This is a genomic window from Chitinophaga sp. OAE865, assembly GCF_040546735.1.
Taxonomy (GTDB): Bacteria; Bacteroidota; Bacteroidia; order Chitinophagales; family Chitinophagaceae; genus Chitinophaga; species Chitinophaga polysaccharea_A.
This window is the reverse complement of record NZ_JBEPOF010000001.1, coordinates 624,179-640,389: the sequence shown is the minus strand read 5'-3', so window position 1 is coordinate 640,389 and position 16,211 is coordinate 624,179. Positions and strand designations below refer to the sequence as shown.

Below are 16,211 nucleotides of genomic sequence, written 5' to 3'. Positions count from 1 at the left end.
TTTCCGTAGGTTTATTCGTAATAATCGTCTGATGAAGGTGAAGTTATTATTGATAAAAACTTACTATTCTTTCCCTATACAGTTGCTGCTCCTGCATTTCAGGAAGTACCAGGTATTACTTATTTTTTGGGTGATCCTGTTCAGCACCATCAACGGCGGTTTTGCCAAGGTGTTTGGCGGAGATGCACTTTACCTGGCGCCCGAGTATCTTGGCAAGGTAAACTTCTACAGCACTACCATCCTGGGACTGGCCACCGGCATGTTTATCATGAGCTGGCAAATCACCACTTTCATTTTACATACAGGACGATTTAAGTTCCTGGCCACTACTTCCCAGCCATTTTTCAGGTATTGCCTTAATAATGCCATTATTCCCCTCGTATTTATTTTCAGTATGCTTTACCGTGGATGGGAGTACCAGCGTTATGAGCAACTTAATACGGTTCCTGATATTATGTTGTTAGGGGAAGGGTTTATTTGCGGTGTGCTGTTTATCTTCTTTTTCTGTTTTTTCTATTTTTTTAACGCAGATAAAAATATTGGCCGGCGGCTGGAAAAGCGTTTTGGAAACCCGCGCAACTTCCTGCGGATGATCCTGAAACCCAACCAGGATCCGGATGAAAATGCGCTCCCTGTTCATAACTATTTTTCCACTCCCTGGCGTATCAGGAGAGCCAGGAATGTAGACCATTACAATAAACATTATCTTGACAGCATTCTTAAGCAGCATCACTTTGCTGCTATGATCACGGTGGGTTGTTCCCTCGTGTTCCTGGTGATACTCGCTTACCTGATGGATTATGATATGTTCAGGATTCCGGCCGGGGCCAGCGTGCTGATTTTCTTTGCATTCCTTATAGGCGTTGCCGGCGCTTTTTCCTATATGCTGCAAACCTGGTCTATTCCTATTTTGCTGGTAATGTTGTTTGCTTTGAACTGGATGGTAGAGAACAACTGGGTAGATAACCGGAATAAAGCCTATGGTCTGAATTACCGGGAGAAGAATGCGCGTCCCGAATATAGTGTGGCTGCCCTTCAGCAGTTTTTTACCAGGGAGAAGTATGACGCTGATAGGCAACAGACCCTGATGATACTGGAGAAGTGGAGAAAGAAATTTCCGGCCCGGAAAAAGCCGCCATTGATAGTAATGAATTTCAGCGGGGGCGGCAGTCGTTCTGCCACATGGAGCGTGAACGTACTGCAACGGCTGGACAGTATGCTGAATGGCCGCCTGATGAAGCATACCGTACTTATGACCGGCGCATCCGGGGGCATGCTCGGCGCCAGCTATTTCCGGGAGCTGTACTATGAACAGCAACAGGGAAAGCCTGTTCACCTGTCTGATAAGGTATATGCAGATAAGGTTTCGCAGGATTTACTTAACTCTGTGTTCTCCGCCATGGCCGTAAATGATTTTATCACGCCCTGGAGAAGCTTCAACATCGGGAAAAATCATTATGCCAAAGACAGGGGATATGCTTTTGAAATGCAACTGAATGAACATACCGACAGCGTGCTGGATAAAACATTGAAGGATTACCGGCAGCCGGAGGCCGAAGCGGAAATTCCCATGCTGATATGGAACGCTACCATTAATGCAGATGGGCGCAGGCTAATGATTTCCCCACAGCCTATCAGTTATTTGTGTAGCCCGCAATACCAGTACCCCACCCGGCAGGTAAGGGATATTGACGGGGTTGATTTTGGGCAGTATTTTGCCGCCCAGGGCGCCATGGACCTGCGTGTTACCAGTGCGATCCGTATGTGTGCAACCTTTCCTTATGTGCTGCCGAATGCATTTCTGCCCACCAACCCTATTGTAGATGTAATGGATGCGGGAATCCGCGATAACTTTGGTCAGCAAACTACCCTGCGGTATTTGTATACGTTCAGTAAGTGGATCAATGAAAATACAAGTGGCGTAGTATATATCCAGATCCGGGATACCCGCAAAAATGATATTTCTCCCATCAAAAAAACAAAAGACCTGGGCGACCTGCTGTTTGAGCCGCTGTTTACCATGCAACAGCACTGGAGTGCCATGCAGGATTTTGACCAGGATGATTTACTGAATTATATAGAAGGATATTTCCCTGAGAAGTTTCACCGGGTAATATTCCAGTATGTGCCGCAGAAGCAGGATAAAGCAGCTGCCCTATCCTGGCACCTCACCTCCCGCGAGAAACTGGACATTGCGCATGCATTGGATAACCCGGCCAACCAAAGCGCGTTGGAATATGTGGTGAAATTACTGGAGGAATAGGCTGCGGGCTTAGTGATCACCGTGTTATTTTTTCCGTGTGATACTCCTACGTGCCATTGAAGGAGTCTTTACAGGCACAGCTGTCGTAGTAAACGACAACCCATTCAACAGGCTTGCCATCAAAGGTTTCCCTATAGATATCGTAGTAAATGATAACCCTGTCAACGCTGTTGATAAAATTTTTGGTGGCGGTAGTCATTATCCTGCTGTTCGCCTATCTGCAGAACATCATATATCATCGATGGGTTCCTTATGGATACAGATATGATAACCTATGCATCAGGGCTTGTTTTGCTCAGCGCCGCCTGGATTTTTCAACGGGCCGCCTCCACTCCGGATTAAAGTGAGCTCCTGCTATTCTTTCAGGAACTTCAGCAGGGGAGTAATAAACTTCGTATATGCTTCAATGTGGGGAAGATGTCCCACACCTTCGATCGGTACAAGTGTGGCGTGTGGAATTTTTTTCGCAGTGATGTTTCCCAGCTCGGGATAATTCCCTAATGTTTTGCGCACGTTTTCAGGTGCATTGGCTTTGCCCAATGCCGTGCGGTCGCGTTGTCCTATAATAAGAAGGGTAGGAGCGGTAATATTTCCAAACTCATACAGTACCGGTTGGGTAAAGATCATATCGTAGGTAAGGGCCGAGTTCCAGGCTACCAGGGAATAGTCGGGGTTACTGGTCCAGCTGGCTTGTAACTGTGCCCATTTATCATAAGCGGGCGACCATTTACCGGCGTAGTAGCTGTCCATCATGTATTGTTTGATTTTTTCGTAATTCTGTTGCAGTTCAGTTTTATACCATTTATCTATTGACTGATAGGGAACCTTTACTTTCCAATCCTCCAACCCGATAGGATTTTCCAGGATCAGTTTTTCAGTTATTTCCGGGTACATGAGGGCGAACCTGGTAGCGAGCATACCGCCCATTGAATGACCAAGAACAGCCGTTTTTGTTATCTGTAAAGTGTCCAGCAATGTTTTGGTGTTTTGCGCCAACAGCTGGAAGCTGTATTGTAAATGCGGGGGCTTGGACGATTTGCCGAAGCCGATCTGATCCGGGATGATGACGCGGTATCCGTTATTACTGAGATCTGCAGCAGTACTATCCCAATACGCGCCACAGAAATTCTTGCCATGGAGGAGCACTATGGTTTTGCCATTGGGCCGGGAGGGCTGTACATCCATATACGCCATCTGAAGGGACTGGCCTTGCAACTGTAATTTCAGGAAATGAACCGGGAAAGGGTATTTATAATCTGTAAGGGTGATATCCTGGGCTGGTATTTGTGCAGATATACGGGAGACTATTAAGGACAGGCAGGCAGTAGCGAGGATATACAATTTCTTTTTCATGAAGTTATATTAGACTATTGAAACGCTGTTGGTGGCGGCAAAATTGACGCCATAAAACTATTTGATTGCAATATTTGGATATAATTAATTGTAAATAAATGATAACCAGCCTATTGTAAGAGGGTTTTTCAAGCTGACCAAATGATTACATTTATTTAAAACGTGATACCCTCATTCTCGCTATGTTTTCGTACCTTTGCGCCTTCTTTTTGTAGCTATTAGCGAAAAACTAGTTAATGGCTGATAGCTAAAGATTTAAGTATATGAACATTCGTAATATCGCAATTATTGCACACGTAGACCATGGTAAAACTACTTTGGTTGACAAAATCCTTCATCAGGCTAATGTATTCCGGGCTAACCAGGAATCAGGTGAACTGATCATGGATAGTAACGATCTTGAAAGAGAACGTGGTATCACCATATTCAGCAAAAATGCTTCTGTTGAGTATAAAGGAACCAAGATCAATGTGATTGATACTCCGGGCCACGCCGACTTTGGCGGTGAGGTAGAAAGGGTATTGAAAATGGCTGATGGTGTGATCCTGCTGGTAGATGCTTTTGAGGGTCCGATGCCGCAAACCCGTTTTGTATTGCAGAAGGCTTTACAGCTGAATCTGAAACCTATTGTTGTTATCAACAAGGTAGATAAGGCTAACTGCCGTCCTGATGAAGTACATGATGCAGTTTTTGAACTGTTCTTTAATCTGGACGCAACAGAGGAACAACTGAACTTCCCGACATTTTATGGCTCTGGTAAAAATGGCTGGTTCAACAGTTCATTAGAACAGAGTGAAGATATTTCTCCATTAATGGATGGCATCCTGGAATATGTTCCACAGCCTAAGACTCCGGAAGGTAACCTGCAGATGCAGATCACTTCGCTGGATTACTCTTCTTTCCTTGGCCGTATTGCTGTAGGTAAAGTGGCCCGTGCTTCTATTGAAGAAGGACAATGGGTTACTTTAATGCAGACAGATGGTACCAGCAAGAAGCAGAAAGTGCGCGAACTGTATATTTTTGAAGCGTTAGGTAAGAGAAAGGTAACTAAAGTATTTGCCGGTGATATTTGCGCGGTAGTTGGTATTGAAGGTTTTAACATTGGTGATACCATTGCTGATGCAGAAGCTCCTGAAGCGCTGCCTATTATCAGTGTGGACGAGCCTACCATGAACATGTTGTTTGGTATTAACAACTCTCCGTTCTTTGGTAAAGATGGTAAGTTCGTTACTTCCCGTCACCTGCGTGACCGTTTAATGAAGGAAACTGAGAAGAACCTGGCGCTTCGCGTAATGGATTCTGACAGTGCAGATAGTTTTATGGTGTATGGCCGTGGTATCCTTCACTTAGGTGTATTGATTGAAACCATGCGTCGTGAAGGGTATGAATTAACTGTTGGCCAGCCACAGGTAATTGTGAAGTTGGTAGACGGTAAAAAATGCGAACCATACGAAACCCTGGTGGTAGATGTTCCGCAGGATTTTGCCAGCAAGGTAATTGACCTGGTAACCCGTCGTAAAGGTGAGATGCTGATCATGGAAACCAAGGGTGAAATGCAGCACCTGGAGTTTGAAATTCCATCCCGCGGTTTGATCGGTTTGCGTACACAGATGCTTACAGCTACAGCTGGAGAAGCAGTGATGGCACACCGCTTTAATGATTATAAACCATGGAAGGGTGCTATTCCTGGCCGTAATAACGGTGTACTGATTGCCAAGGAAGCTGGTACTACTACCGGTTACTCTCTTGACAAGCTGCAGGATAGAGGTTCTTTCTTTGTTGATCCGGGAGAAGAAGTATACAAGGGTATGATCATTGGTGAAACCAATAAACCGGGCGACCTGGTGGTGAATCCTAATGAAGGCAAGAAACTGACCAACATGCGTGCAAGCGGAACTGATGGAGCAGCCAACATTGCGCCTAAGATACTGATGACGCTGGAAGAATGTATGGAGTATATCCAGCATGATGAGTGTATAGAGGTTACGCCTAACTTTATCCGTATGCGTAAAGTAATACTGGATGAGGAAGAACGTAAGAGAACAGCTAAAAGCATGAAAGCAGAAGCTTAATTGCCTTTGTTTGTAAGATAATTGGTGAAAAAAGCAGGACCGCTCCGTTTTACGGGGCGGTTTTTGTTTTTAGGGTTTGTCTTTTATGGCAAACCAGTTTCGGCGCTTTAGGTGATGATGCTTTTCTGGTGAGACCCATTGAAGATACCGGAGCAGCTTTACCTGTTGTTGTGATGATACCTTTTAGCATGAAGGTAACGACATGAGGGCAAAAAAAATCCCCGCCCAGGATAAGGCAGGGATGTGCATACTAACCCAATGCTTACTAAAACTAAAACTAACTTCTATGTATATTTTGAGACTAAGTTTCGGTTTAATGCTTATTCAATTCAACAGTAATTAATATTAAGCGGCATCCTGTTTTTCCTGGATCTTCACTTTAATCTTTGTTTCAATTTCTGCTGCCAGTTCAGGGTTATCGTTCAGCAGTTGTTTAACGGCATCACGGCCCTGGCCTAATTTATTTGAATCATAGCTGAACCAGCTACCGCTTTTCTGAACAACGCCATATTCAACACCCATATCAATGATCTCACCTGTTTTAGAGATACCCTGACCATAAACGATATCGAATTCTGCCTGGCGGAAAGGCGGAGCTACTTTATTTTTTACCACTTTCACTTTCACGCGGTTACCCACGGCTTCATCACCATCTTTAATCTGGCTCATACGACGGATATCCAGCCTTACGGATGCGTAGAATTTCAACGCATTACCACCGGTGGTGGTTTCCGGGTTACCAAACATAACGCCTATCTTTTCACGCAGCTGGTTAATAAAGATGCAGCAGCAGTTTGTTTTGGAGATGGTGGCTGTTAACTTACGCAGTGCCTGTGACATCAAACGGGCCTGTAATCCCATTTTGCTTTCACCCATTTCTCCTTCCAGTTCACTTTTTGGTACCAGTGCAGCCACGGAGTCAATTACCACTACATCCACTGCCCCGGAAAGGATCAGACGGTCAGCTATTTCCAGTGCCTGTTCACCATGATCCGGCTGTGAGATCAACAGGGAATCCACGTCAACTCCCAGTCTTCTTGCGTAACTGCTGTCAAAAGCATGTTCCGCATCTATAATGGCGCAAATGCCACCTTTTTTCTGTGCTTCCGCAATTGTATGTATGGCGATGGTTGTTTTACCGGAAGATTCTGGTCCGTATATTTCAATGATCCTTCCTTTCGGCAAACCCCCAATTCCAAGTGCTATATCAAGGCCCAGGGAACCTGTGGAAATAATTTCCATTGGTGCTTCTGCTTTTTCCCCCATCATCATCACAGATCCCTTACCGAAATCTTTCTCAATCTTGTCCATTGTGAGGCGCAGGGCCTTCAGTTTTTCTGCATTGGCTGTAGACATATAAGTAATGTTTTTACAAATTTAAAAGATAGCTGATCACAATTAGAAAGCAAATTAATTGGATTGCTAAGTTATGATCTAATTTTTTATTTTCCTAAATTTTTTAGCATTTTATTTTATTTGCTAAATTAAATAGTAATCTTTTCCGTACTGTTCAAGAACTGCCTGTCAAATTTTTCTTTTAGGGTTAACCCCCAATGACATAACAAAGATGCAATACCATTACGCATTGAATATGCGTAACAAAAAAGCCTCAAAAAAATAATTGCCAGGGGAAAGTGAGAATTCTACTGCATTTTTAAAAAGCGTAGTTATACGCTTGAGTATCAGCCGGGAAAGTTTCACTTTTGTACTGTCAAGTTTAGTTGTTGAAGTTAATCCCCTACTGTTTGTTAAAGTTGTTTGTTAGCCTGCCTTACGGCCTTGCATCCATGTGAAGAAGGAGCGGTGAAGTGGTCAGAGGTTAAACCCCAAAAGTTTTTTATCGCCATTCTATATGTTGTTTTCCCTGATCCCTGACTGGTAGCTGACTTGTTCAGCCTTACCGGCAGGGAGCAGGGATAGAATGGTGAAATACCTATTTTACAAGTATCCAGCACGCAGCCAGTTGTGAAATAATGCCAATCAGGAAACCGATATAAATTTCCCGTGGCTCATGTGCTTCCAGCACCAGGCGGGAGGTAGCCACAATGCCAGCTACAAAGAAAGTGATCACCAGCGGTACAGATACATTCATATGCATTCCCCACATCAGTGAAAGCAAGAGCCCGATTATGCCGCCCCAACCCACTGTATGCATACTGGTTTTTATGAAGTTATTGGTAATAAAAGAGATAGAAACGCTGATGAATACCCCCAGGAAAAATGCGGTATAGAACTTCGGCGCCCGGCCCTCCTGTTGAAAAGTGTAGAACGCCCAGAAATAATAGGTGATCATTGCCACATATGGAATGATCCGGTCCCGCTGGGTTCTCATATGAACAGAGGATACAAATTTCAGTGCCTTTGCCAGTAAAAGGGTGAGCACTGGGAAGCCGATACTGATAATAGCCACCCTGAAATAGAGCATGTCAAAGTCGAATCTTTTGCTCAGTGACTTAAACGCCACCATATATTCCGGGATAGATTCCAGGATCAGGAATGTTACCAGCAGGGGAATAAACAGCGGGTGAGAGAGATAGGAAATAACCAGTGCCAGGGATTTCATTGACTTTGGAAACTCCGGCTCCAAACGTATATTTCCGTTCCGGTCTAAAACTGCTTGTTCTTGCATGGTATGTATGGTGCTTATAATTCTTTACGTAAACGGGCCACAGGGATATTGAGCTGTTCCCTGTACTTGGCCACTGTACGGCGGGCAATGTTGTATCCTTTATCCTGCAGCATTTTCGTGAGATTTTCATCACTGAGCGGCTTACGTTTGTTTTCCGCTTCAATGAGGTCCGACAGGATCTTTTTTACTTCCCTGGTGGATACTTCCTCGCCACTGTCGGTAGACAGGGATTCGGAGAAGAAGAACTTCAGTTTGAAGGTACCGAACTCGGTTTGTACATATTTGCTGTTGGCCACACGGCTTACGGTAGAAATATCCAGTTGTGTACGATCCGCGATATCTTTCAGGATCATAGGCTTCATGGTAGTTTCATCTCCCGTAAGAAAAAATTCCCGCTGGTAATCCATAATGGACTCCATGGTGGACAACAAAGTATGCTGCCGCTGCTTAATGGCGTCTATAAACCATTTGGCAGCATCTATCTTTTGTTTGATAAATAATACGGCTTCTTTCTGGCGCTTGTCTTTTTTATCGCCCCGGTCGTATTCCTTCAGCATTTCGCGGTAACCTCCGGAGATCCGCAGGTCGGGGGCATTACGCGAATTGAGCGTAAGTTCCAGTTTACCGGCATTATTTAAAATAAAGAAGTCGGGTAATACATAGCTTTCTGCCTTGTTCAGTGTGGCGAAATTGCCACCTGGCTTGGGCGTAAGCCGGATGATCTGGGTGATGGCCTCTTTCAGACCTTCATCAGAAAGACTTAACGCTTTCTGGATCTTTTCATAATGCTTCTTGGTAAATTCGTCGAAGTAGTTTTCCAGGATGAGGTAGGCGTTGTGTACGCCGGGGTCATCCTGCGACTTACGCTTCAACTGCAGTAGCAGGCATTCTTTCAGATCAGTGGCACAAACGCCCGCCGGATCAAAATCCTGAATCTTTTTTATGAGGGTGTTAATCTCTTCTTCCGTGGTGTCTATATTCTGTGAAAAGGAGAGGTCATCCACCATGGAACTGATTTCCCTGCGCAGGTACCCATCGTCGTCAATACTGCCGATGATATGTTCGGCAATGGCATTCTGGTGGTCATCCAGCTCGAGCATACCCAGCTGGCTTAATAAATGTTCATGAAAAGAAGTTTCCACCCGGATCGGGATGGTTTTATTGCTTTCATCCGGATCAGGATAGTTATCATCCCGCAGCTTGTAATCCGCTACGTCATCATCTCCCTCACTTACATATTCAGAAATATCTATATTGTCATACTCATTTTCACTGCCGTCTGGTTCAAATTCATCTTCTTCTGCCGGCGCTTCGTATTCTTCCTGTTCTTTGAACTCATCTTCTCCTGCTTCTTCCCCATACTCCAGTGCCGGATTTTCTTCCAGCTCTTCCTTGATCCTTTCTTCCAGGTTCACAGTAGGTACCTGCAGCAATTTCATGAGCTGAATTTGCTGAGGTGAGAGTTTCTGTAATAATTTCTGCTGTTGTGTCTGCTTTAACATAATTATTCCCTGTCAGGGCAAAATTAATAAGTATAAGGTTAACAGAGCGCCCCGCTGCACGTATTTAGCTTTTAGATAACCCTTTAAGGGCTAATGGCTATAAATCCAGTTCCAGCTGCTCCGGCAACAAACGGAATGTTTTACGGTGAAATGGCGTATCGCCATATTCCCTGATGGCATCGCGGTGTTGCTTGGTAGGGTACCCTTTGTTCTCGTTCCAGCCAAAATGCGGATATGTAGCATGTAACTGCTGCATATACTCATCACGATACGTTTTAGCCAGGATGGAGGCTGCCGCTATGGAGGCATATAGGCCGTCGCCCTGTATTATACAGGCGTGCGGCGTGTTGCCATAGGCATAAAAGCGGTTACCATCTACCAGTATAAACTCCGGTTGCTGCGTCAGCTTCTCCAATGCCAGATGCATGGCTTTGAAAGAGGCCTTTAGTATATTTATCTTGTCTATTTCCACGTTATCCACACTTGCCACGGCATAACATACTGCTTTTTTTTCAATCACCTTTCTCAGTTTCTCCCGGTCGGTCGCTTTCATCTGCTTGGAATCGTTCAGCATCGGGTGCCTGAATTTTTTAGGCAGAATTACCGCTGCTGCAAACACAGGACCCGCCAGGCATCCCCTTCCGGCTTCATCACAGCCGGCTTCTGTTAATAATTCCTGATAATAAGAAAGTAGCAAATCCAAATCTATTAAGCCGGGTAAAATTACAAGATTAATGTTCAAGGAACAAGGATTGTGGAATTTTGAAGTAATACCGCAGCCTTCTTTTAATCTTTCTTAAAAAGATCCTTAAAATCCTGTTTGAAATCTGTCCACTCCTTATCGGATTTTTTCATCAGCTGATCAGCGGCTGCACGGGTGCTGTCCCATTTGTCGGCGCTGCTGTTCTTTACATCTTCCAGTTTTTGGTTCATCTGTATTTTCAGCGCTTCCAGTTTCTTGCGGGCTGCAGCACTTTTTTCATCCCCGTCCTTTTTTAATTCTTCCGTAGTTTTATCAATTTCATTAATGCGCTCCCGGATAGCATCTTCTGCCTGTTTCTTTTGTTCAGACAAATAATCTCCTGTACTGCCGGCAGCAGACTTGATATCCTGCCCAGCTTCTTTCAAATCTTCCTTTATTTCTTCCTTCTTTTCCTGCTGAGTGCTACTCTCGTTGCAGGCAAATAAAGCGGCAATGCCCGCCAGTAAGAATACTCTTTTCATGTTACGACGATTTTTTTTTATGATTTTAAATACTGGCACAGCCTTCCGGCTGTACCCCTTTATCAAAACATATTCCAGTTTTTTGTTCATGCCTTTATCATATTTTAATATTTATCAGATATTCAGCAGCCATTGGTCCTTATACCTGCGCCCGGTAACAAAAAAATAGCTAGGTTTGAGGTCCTTAAAAACAAAACCTGACTTAATATGAGAAAAAAATTACTGGTTTTGCTCTTATTGCTTGGCGTAAGTATCAAATGGGCTAAAGCAGATGAGGGCATGTGGTTGCCTTATTTATTGGGGCAGCAAACGTACAACGACATGGTGAAGAAAGGATTGAAGCTGACTAAAGAACAGTTGTACAGTATTAATAAAGCATCCCTGAAAGACGCCATTGTTATTTTTGGCGGCGGTTGTACCGGCGAGATTGTAAGTAACGAAGGCCTTATTTTTACCAACCACCACTGTGGTTACGGCGCTATTGCCGCGGCCAGCTCTGTAGAGCATAACTACCTGAAGAACGGTTTCTACGCAAAAAACAAACAGGAGGAAATTGCTTCTTCCCAACTGTCTGTTCAATTCCTGGTACGGGTGGAAGATGTGAGCAAACAGGTGGAAGACGCCCTGAAAGGCCTTAGCGGCGCTGAAAGAGCCCAGAAAGAGCAACAAGCATACAACGAGATCATCTCCAAAGCCATCGCCAACACCGGCTACGAGGCGAAAGTAGTGCCCATGTTCAAGGGCAACCAGTATCTCCTGTTTGTATATGAGCGTTATAAAGACATCCGCCTGGTAGGTACCCCTCCCGAAAGCGTAGGTAAATTTGGCGGCGACACCGATAACTGGGAATGGCCCCGCCACACCGGCGATTTCTCCATCTTCCGCGTATATACCGGTAAGGATGGAAAACCTGCTCCCTATGCCGCAGATAATGTGCCTCTAAAACCGAAGCATTTCCTGCCCGTATCTATCAAAGGCGTAAAGGAAAATGATTACGCCATGATATTTGGTTACCCCGGCGGAACCAACCGTTATGAAACCTCCTATGGTGTAAAGCTGAAAACGTCTGTAGAAAACCCTTCAGTGGTAAATCTCCGTGATGTACGACTGAAAGCCATGTTTGAACAGATGAAGAAAGACCCTGCGGTAAAACTGCAGCTGGCTTCTTCTTATGCTGGCATCGCCAACTACTGGAAATTTTTTGACGGCGAAACCAAACAGCTGGAGAAACATGGTGTATTGGCCGATAAACAGAAACAGGAAGCGGCCTTTGCCAAATGGGCGCAGGATAAACCTGAATTTGCGAATGTTCTTCCTGAGTACGAAGCTGCGTATAAGGCATGGACCCCTTACGCAAAACAACGCACTTACCTGAATGAAGGCATCCTGGGCTCGCCGGTAGCATCTTTTGCAGCCTCACTAACAGGTGTGGAAAGAGCACTGGTAACTCCCGGTGCACCCAAAGATGCTGTTAAACAGGCAGTTGAGGCAGCCGATAAAGCACGCAAAGCATTCATTGAAAGCGAGAACAAGCCAAGCGATCAGAAAATTCTTGCGGCAACCTGCCATATGTATTACACAGACATCTCGAAAGATCAGCAACCCATTGGTTTTTATGATGCGCTGAAAGCAAAATATGGAAGTCTTGATGAAGATAAAACCTACAGCACCTGGGCAGCTTCCTTAATGGCTAATACCTTTATTTTCGATGATGCAAAATGGAATGCTTTTGTAGCAAACCCGGATGCAGTAACACTGCAGAACGACCCGGTATTCGCTTATGCCAGCGCATTCATCAAAAATTATGTAAGCAAATACCTGCCGTTATACAACCAGTTCAATACTAAAATTAATGATCTGGGCCGCGTTTACCTCAAAGGCGTTATGCAAATGAGCCCCAGTGCCAACAGGTATCCTGATGCCAACTTTACCATGCGTTTATCTTATGGCCAGGTAAAACCATATTCTCCCCGTGATGCGGTGCATTACGATTATGTAACCACCATGAAAGGTGTGATAGAGAAATATGTGCCCGGCGATTACGAATTTGATCTGCCTGAAAATTATATTGACCTGTACAATAAGAAAGACTTTGGTCAGTATAAAGATGCTAAACGGAATGATATAGTAGTGGGCTTTATCACTACCAATGATATCACCGGCGGTAACTCCGGATCTCCTGTAATCAATGCCAATGGCGAATTGATTGGTCTTGCTTTTGATGGCAACTACGAAGCCCTGAGCCATAAGATCCAGTTCGATTCCGAATACAATCGTACCATCTGCGTGGATGTACGCTACGTACTGTGGTGTATTGATAAGCTGGGCGGTGCAAAAAATATTATTAATGAATTGAAGCTGGTGAAATAAGCCGGCAGTAATTATTTGATCAGGAAATCCCGTACCGGTATCCCCGGTACGGGATTTTTTATGCGTGTTATGCTATTGACCTGCAACTTTTTTTGGTACATGGTGTTATCCGGATAGGCCGTTTCCAAGATCTAATAATAACCGTGCATGCATACACGAATCCTATTCTCTGCCGCCCTGTTTTTTCTTTTTATCCCATATGCGCATGCATATGTGTCTACAGCTGTATGGCCGCCGGCAGATACTACTGCCAGGGATACCACTATTGAAAAAATCACAGGGTTTATCAAGAAGATCTCTTTCGGGGGCGTTTTTCAGGCCAGGTACACTGCATCGCTGGTGCGGGATGTGGATGTGAACGGGATACATCGGCCGGATGCCGAAGAAGTAGTACGGAACAGTTTCAGCATCAAACGGGCCCGTTTGCAGGCCAAAGCGCAGGTAAGCGACCGGTTTACGGCAGCGGTGCTGATCAACCTGGCGGAATTTTCGGGAGATACCAAAGGCAAAGTGCTTGAAAATGCTTATATCTCGTACCGTTGGAACGATGCGGTGAATTTCACTGTGGGACAGTTCAGGCCTTCCTTTGGCCTGGAAGATCTGTACCCGGTAGATATTATCCGGTCAATGGACTTTTCGAATCAGTACTACGCATTTGGCAGCAACGGATGGCAAAGCTTCCAGATTGGCGTGTCGATGTTCGGCTCTTTTAATAAAGACAGTAAAGTGCCCGTGAAATATGCTGTTTCAGTGGTAAATGGGAACAACCGCAACCAGGTATCGGATAACGATAATGGCAAGCTGGCAACTGCCCGGCTGGAATTCGGTAATATGAATAAACTTTCGCTGGGGCTGAATGGTGGCTTTGGCGCTGTAAAACGACAGGGCGTATATGCATCGGGGCTGGATGTAAGCGGCGTAATTCCATTGGCCCCTAAATGGGACCTGCAGCTGCAGTCGGAATACAAACTGGGTAATAATCACCAGCTCTACTACTCCATGGCCGACAGCATCCGCAGCAGGGAAGGCGTAAGCCGGTATATAATGGATGGTGTTTATATTCTTCCCAATTTCCGTTATAAGATCAACTACCATAAACTTACGTCTATCGAGTTTTCCATGCGCTACGAATATTTTGATGAAGATAAAAAACACGATGGCGCTATCCGTCAGTCTTACATTCCTATGATCAGCCTGGCCTTCCTGAAAGACTACGGAGGCCGGATCCAGTTGGGAATGCAGATCGACCAGTACAACAAAGATATTCCGGGAACAAAAACGCATAACAGCAATCTGCTGATTGTGCAGGTGCAATGCAGATTTTAATAAACAGGAGTTTGTATGAAAGAAATCAAGTATCCACAGCTGTTAATTACGCTCGCAGCAGGTTTGTTGATCTGGTTTATCCCGGCGCCGGCAGGGGTGAAGCCGGAAGCCTGGCATCTTCTGGCCATTTTCCTGGCCACTATTGTAGGCATTATCATGAAGGCGGCAAGCATGGGCACCATGTCGGTACTGGCTATTACACTGGTGGCGGTTACGGGGGTACTGGCGCCGGGCGACCCGGCAAAATCCATTACCCTGGCGCTTAGCAGTTTTGGCGACAAAGTTATCTGGCTGATCGGGATCTCGTTTTTTATAGCACGTGGATTTATTAAAACCGGATTGGGAAAACGTATTGCTTACCTGTTTATCCGGGTTTTTGGACGTAGCTCACTGGGGCTGGCTTACGGGTTGGGGTTAGCCGACCTGGTACTGGCGCCGGCGGTGCCAAGTAATACTGCGAGGGGAGGAGGCATTATTTACCCGATCATGAAATCCATGGCTATCAACTTTGGTTCCGTACCGGAGGATCCTGCCACGCACCGTAAGCTGGGCGGATATCTTACTTTGAACAGCTACAATATGAACCTTATCACGTCTTCCCTTTTTTTAACAGGTACGGCAAGCAATCCCATGTGCCAGAAATTTGCAAAGAACCTTGGGATTGATATCAGCTGGATGTCGTGGTTCACCGCAGCTGTAGTGCCGGCTGTGATTTCCATTATTGTGGTGCCATGGATACTTTATAAGATCTATCCTCCCGATTTGAAATCTACTGGAGATGCGCCTGCGATAGCATCCGAAAAACTGAAGGAGATGGGACCGGTGCATATCAATGAATGGCTGATGTTGCTGGCATTTGTAATCTTGCTGGGATTGTGGATAACAGGAGATCTTTTTGGAATAGATGCTACCACCACCGCTTTGATAGGGCTGGTGTTCCTGCTGATTTCACGGGTGCTTACCTGGGATGATGTGAAGTCTGAGAAAGGTGCCTGGGACACCATTGTATGGTTTTCCGCGCTGGTAATGATGGCAAGCTTCCTGAACAGTCTTGGCTTTATCCCTTGGTTCAGCGACCTGATTAAACAGAAAGTAGGCGGCATGAAATGGACGGTGGCCTTCCCGATCATAGTGCTGGTATATTTTTATAGCCACTATATTTTTGCCAGTGCAACGGCGCATGTTGCTGCAATGTATTCTGCGTTTTTAGGCGTGGGTATTTCTGTTGGTATTCCCGGCACATTGCTCGCATTGGCGCTGGGGTATTGCGGAGGCATCTTCGGCACACTAACTCATTACGGTCACGGACCTGCGCCGGTATTTTTCGGAAGTACTTATGTAGATCTGAAAGACTGGTGGAAATGCGGGTTCGTACTGAGCATCGTACTTATCCTTATCTGGATAGGTATTGGCGGCGTATGGTGGAAAGTATTAGGTATCTGGTAAACAGATGGAACAACAGATCTTATCCC

Annotated in this window: 12 protein-coding genes; 6 read left to right on the top strand and 6 right to left on the bottom strand. The window is 45.2% G+C overall.

What is annotated here, in order from left to right:
* Window positions 1-31 precede the first annotated feature (31 nt).
* A complete protein-coding gene (locus ABIE50_RS02730) occupies window positions 32-2,263 on the top strand; it encodes a patatin-like phospholipase family protein (protein ID WP_209856221.1) in 2,232 nt (743 codons plus the stop codon).
* A 37-nt stretch (window positions 2,264-2,300) separates the two neighbouring features.
* Window positions 2,301-2,531: a hypothetical protein gene (locus ABIE50_RS02725; protein WP_209856224.1), complete on the top strand. Its 231-nt coding sequence runs from the start codon at window positions 2,301-2,303 to the stop codon at window positions 2,529-2,531.
* 86 nt (window positions 2,532-2,617) lie between these two features.
* On the opposite strand, the gene ABIE50_RS02720 is transcribed toward ABIE50_RS02725, so the two are convergent.
* On the bottom strand, window positions 2,618-3,616 hold the full coding sequence (locus ABIE50_RS02720) for an alpha/beta fold hydrolase (RefSeq protein ID WP_209856227.1): 999 nt from the start codon (window positions 3,614-3,616) through the stop codon (window positions 2,618-2,620).
* Between the two features lie 263 nt (window positions 3,617-3,879).
* Here ABIE50_RS02720 and typA point away from each other — a divergent pair, with 263 nt between their 5' ends.
* On the top strand, window positions 3,880-5,688 hold the full coding sequence (typA, locus tag ABIE50_RS02715) for a translational GTPase TypA (protein WP_142684622.1): 1,809 nt from the start codon (window positions 3,880-3,882) through the stop codon (window positions 5,686-5,688).
* A gap of 345 nt (window positions 5,689-6,033) precedes the next feature.
* Here the strand turns inward: typA and recA are convergent, their stop codons facing one another.
* The 5 genes from recA to ABIE50_RS02690 form a co-directional block, all read right to left on the bottom strand.
* Window positions 6,034-7,044 (bottom strand): recombinase RecA, encoded by a 1,011-nt coding sequence (gene recA / locus ABIE50_RS02710; RefSeq protein WP_142684623.1) that lies wholly within the window; start codon window positions 7,042-7,044, stop codon window positions 6,034-6,036.
* Between the two features lie 577 nt (window positions 7,045-7,621).
* Window positions 7,622-8,317: a hypothetical protein gene (locus ABIE50_RS02705; RefSeq protein ID WP_209856229.1), complete on the bottom strand. Its 696-nt coding sequence runs from the start codon at window positions 8,315-8,317 to the stop codon at window positions 7,622-7,624.
* A gap of 14 nt (window positions 8,318-8,331) precedes the next feature.
* On the bottom strand, window positions 8,332-9,819 hold the full coding sequence (rpoN, locus tag ABIE50_RS02700) for an RNA polymerase factor sigma-54 (protein WP_142684625.1): 1,488 nt from the start codon (window positions 9,817-9,819) through the stop codon (window positions 8,332-8,334).
* A 97-nt stretch (window positions 9,820-9,916) separates the two neighbouring features.
* Window positions 9,917-10,516, bottom strand: coding sequence for a ribonuclease HII (gene rnhB, locus ABIE50_RS02695; RefSeq protein WP_209856232.1), 600 nt, complete (start codon window positions 10,514-10,516; stop codon window positions 9,917-9,919).
* An 89-nt stretch (window positions 10,517-10,605) separates the two neighbouring features.
* Window positions 10,606-11,043: a hypothetical protein gene (locus ABIE50_RS02690; protein ID WP_209856234.1), complete on the bottom strand. Its 438-nt coding sequence runs from the start codon at window positions 11,041-11,043 to the stop codon at window positions 10,606-10,608.
* A gap of 207 nt (window positions 11,044-11,250) precedes the next feature.
* Here ABIE50_RS02690 and ABIE50_RS02685 point away from each other — a divergent pair, with 207 nt between their 5' ends.
* The 3 genes from ABIE50_RS02685 (at window position 11,251) to ABIE50_RS02675 (ending at window position 16,185) form a co-directional block, all read left to right on the top strand.
* Window positions 11,251-13,413 (top strand): S46 family peptidase, encoded by a 2,163-nt coding sequence (locus ABIE50_RS02685; RefSeq protein ID WP_209856238.1) that lies wholly within the window; start codon window positions 11,251-11,253, stop codon window positions 13,411-13,413.
* A gap of 147 nt (window positions 13,414-13,560) precedes the next feature.
* On the top strand, window positions 13,561-14,739 hold the full coding sequence (locus ABIE50_RS02680; RefSeq protein ID WP_209856240.1) for a porin: 1,179 nt from the start codon (window positions 13,561-13,563) through the stop codon (window positions 14,737-14,739).
* Window positions 14,740-14,754: 15 nt separating this feature from the next.
* Window positions 14,755-16,185, top strand: coding sequence for an anion permease (locus ABIE50_RS02675; RefSeq protein WP_209856243.1), 1,431 nt, complete (start codon window positions 14,755-14,757; stop codon window positions 16,183-16,185).
* Window positions 16,186-16,211: the final 26 nt, after the last annotated feature.

Excerpts from the sequence above, each read along its gene's own strand:
- ABIE50_RS02730 (WP_209856221.1), top strand. The coding sequence starts at position 32 with ATGAAGGTGAAGTTATTATTGATAAAAACTTACTATTCTTTCCCTATA.
- ABIE50_RS02720 (WP_209856227.1), bottom strand. The coding sequence starts at position 3,616 with ATGAAAAAGAAATTGTATATCCTCGCTACTGCCTGCCTGTCCTTAATA.
- typA (WP_142684622.1), top strand. The coding sequence starts at position 3,880 with ATGAACATTCGTAATATCGCAATTATTGCACACGTAGACCATGGTAAA.
- recA (WP_142684623.1), bottom strand. The coding sequence starts at position 7,044 with ATGTCTACAGCCAATGCAGAAAAACTGAAGGCCCTGCGCCTCACAATG.
- ABIE50_RS02705 (WP_209856229.1), bottom strand. The coding sequence starts at position 8,317 with ATGCAAGAACAAGCAGTTTTAGACCGGAACGGAAATATACGTTTGGAG.
- rpoN (WP_142684625.1), bottom strand. The coding sequence starts at position 9,819 with ATGTTAAAGCAGACACAACAGCAGAAATTATTACAGAAACTCTCACCT.
- ABIE50_RS02690 (WP_209856234.1), bottom strand. The coding sequence starts at position 11,043 with ATGAAAAGAGTATTCTTACTGGCGGGCATTGCCGCTTTATTTGCCTGC.
- ABIE50_RS02685 (WP_209856238.1), top strand. The coding sequence starts at position 11,251 with ATGAGAAAAAAATTACTGGTTTTGCTCTTATTGCTTGGCGTAAGTATC.
- ABIE50_RS02680 (WP_209856240.1), top strand. The coding sequence starts at position 13,561 with ATGCATACACGAATCCTATTCTCTGCCGCCCTGTTTTTTCTTTTTATC.
- ABIE50_RS02675 (WP_209856243.1), top strand. The coding sequence starts at position 14,755 with ATGAAAGAAATCAAGTATCCACAGCTGTTAATTACGCTCGCAGCAGGT.